The sequence below is a fragment of the Corynebacterium sp. MSK035 genome (assembly GCF_030232615.1).
In the GTDB taxonomy this organism is placed as follows: Bacteria; Actinomycetota; Actinomycetes; order Mycobacteriales; family Mycobacteriaceae; genus Corynebacterium; species Corynebacterium jeikeium_D.
Window position 1 is genome coordinate 1 of the sequence record NZ_JASPJP010000035.1, and the last position, 2,652, is coordinate 2,652.

The following is a 2,652-nucleotide window of genomic DNA, read 5'->3' on the forward strand; positions in this document are numbered from 1 at the left end:
CGGTCCCATTCCGAACCCGGAAGCTAAGTCCACCAGCGCCGATGGTACTGCACTCGGGAGGGTGTGGGAGAGTAGGTTGCCGCCGGCATAATAATCTTGTTTGTGGGTCGTGGTTGCCTTGCCCCTTGTGTGGGGTGGGCTGCTGCGGCCCACTTTTGTACCTACGGGTAAACAACATTTAATCGACAAATGTCGTGGCTTATATCTCGGGGTAGCTACCGATTTGGCTTAATTGCGGGTACTTAGAAGGGTCCGATGCGCAGTACACCGGTCGGAGGCTCCTCGAATTCTGGCACTGAGCTTGTTGGCATGTCCGATTCAGTTATTGCACTTCTGTGATTACCACAGCCACTCATCCCGACATGCAGATACCGCGCTTCAATGGGGCTTTACTGCCAAGCTGTCCAAATAGGGATCCATACGCTTATTTGGAATTCGTCCTGATTCTTAAGCCCTACCTACGAGACAACGCGGCGCCATCCAAGGTCGCGCCAAAAGGAAATCCCGTATGGGCGAGGTATTGCCTGCGCCCATACGGGAATGTGTTGTATTTAATTACGCCAGCGCGGTCTGGGATTGAGCTATCCAGCCACGCTAATCAAAGTACCGAAGTTAGTTATTACTGCTTGGCTTAGCGGGCGGGACGTCGCCGTAGCCGTCGTGGTCCTTATCTTCAGAGTTGATACCTCCGCGGAAGGTGTCGTGAGCGCTCGGAGTAACTGCGTGCGGTGCACGGTCGGCGGTGTTGAACAAAAGGTTCAAGATAATAGCTGCGACGGAACCTACGCAGATTCCTGAGGCCATAAACGTTTGTGCCCATGCCGGCAGTCCGGAGAATAGTTCGGGCGATACAGCCGGAAGCAATGCCAGTGCCAACGGAATACCAACCACGATCACGTTGGATTCAGTGAACTTAACCTTGGATAGGGTGCGGACGCCGGATGCTGCGACCATGCCGAACAAGGCGATACCGGCACCTCCCAAAACTGGAGCCGGGATAGCAGCAACGAGAGCGGCCGTCTTTGGAATCAGTCCCAGAATCAGCAGCATTCCGCCTGCAGCTGCGGTAACCCATCGGGATCGCACGCCCGTGATGGACAGGACGCCGATGTTCTGGGCAAAAGCCGTGTATTGGAAGGTATTGAAAATACCGCCGATCACGGTCGCAGCACCGTCGGCACGCAGTGTGTCGGCAATACGGCGATTATCAATCTCGGTCTCGGTAATCTCACCGATTGCAAGCACATCTCCAGTCGCCTCGACCATAGTCACAAGCGAGACAATGCACATGGCAAATACAGCCGAGAAGACAAACTCAGGCATGCCGAAGTAGAACGGATGTGTCAGCCCAAAGATCGGTGAGTCCTTGGCCCCAGACCAATCCACCATTCCCAATGGAATGCATAGCAGCAACCCAGAAATCATGCCCACTAGAACGGCGATTCGGGCGAGCCATTCCGGTGCCCAACGCTCAATACTGAGAATCAAGACCAACACAAACACAGCTACTGCCAAGTTTTGGGGTGTGCCGAAATCAGGAGTGTCCTTAACTTCAGCACCGCCACCAACCCAGTCAGCTGCGACTGGCATAAGCGTCGTACCGATAATCAATAGCACCGTACCAGTGACCAACGGCGGAAATAGGCGTAGAAGCGACGCAAAAAGCGGTGCAAAGAGCATCATGAAAATGCCCGATGCAATCACCGAACCGTAGATTGCGGGCACGCCGTATTGCGATCCGATAGTGACCATCGGAATGGCAGCAGAGAAGGTACAGCCCTGAATCAGTGGTAGCCGCACACCAAATCGCCAAATGCCCACCGACTGCACGATGGTGGCGATGCCGGCAACAAACAGGTCCGCGGCAATTAGGTGCGGAATATCGGATGGGGACATACGCCCGGCATCCACAAGTGCCCAGCCCACGAAAAGCGGGACTGCCACCGCGCCTGCATACGCGGCGAGCACATGTTGAAAGCCGAGTACAAGCAGTTTCACATGGCCCGGATACTCATCGACCGGATGGACGGTCCGAGCATCGGTCTTCGTTGATGTAGTCACAGTTCGACTTTAGTTCCCTAGTCCAGCTTTTCCTCACTGGAGCTTTCTATTGGGGTGGTTTCGCTCCATCTCGCTTTACGACGAGGCTTTCGGGCCACGTCATTCTGCTGAGATAGTTCGTTAGTGTGCGTGAGCGGCCGGTGAACGAATGCAATGCCGAACAGCTTTAAGTGAAACTCTACGGTTATGGTCTTCTATTAGCTCGAAAGTGCCCTAGAAAAGCATTGTGACCTGGGGGTTCGCTTTATGTGTGAAGTGTGTGTAATGTATCCGGGGTCAGCGCGACAGGGCGATGTGATTGCTTGTTGTGGTGATGTGGGGGAGAGTTTACTTTGTATTCACGGTCGGTTTGACTTGTGTTTGCAGTGAAGGTAGAGTCTTCTTCTGCTGCTCACGTGGTGGTTGCCCTGGTTGGGGTGGTTGTCTTCGTGGGTGTGTGTTGTGTGAGAACTCAATAGTGTGCCGATGTACTAACTAATACTTTTTTGGGAAAGTGCTTGTTTGGTTGTCGTTTGCGTGTGTGTTGCTGGTGGGTGCCGGGGGCCTTTGTTTGTTTTGGGTCCTTTTGTGCTTGCGGGTGATGGATTGCGT

General features: G+C 53.8%; 1 protein-coding gene and 1 rRNA gene. One reads left to right on the forward strand and one right to left on the reverse strand.

Features of this window, described 5'->3' with window-relative positions; genetic code table 11:
- Positions 1-88: ribosomal RNA gene (gene rrf / locus QP978_RS10685) — 5S ribosomal RNA — on the forward strand; the annotation flags it as partial.
- Positions 89-612: 524 nt separating this feature from the next.
- Here rrf and QP978_RS10690 read toward each other — a convergent pair.
- Positions 613-2,061: a nucleobase:cation symporter-2 family protein gene (locus QP978_RS10690; protein ID WP_284857162.1), complete on the reverse strand. Its 1,449-nt coding sequence runs from the start codon at positions 2,059-2,061 to the stop codon at positions 613-615.
- Positions 2,062-2,652 lie beyond the last annotated feature (591 nt).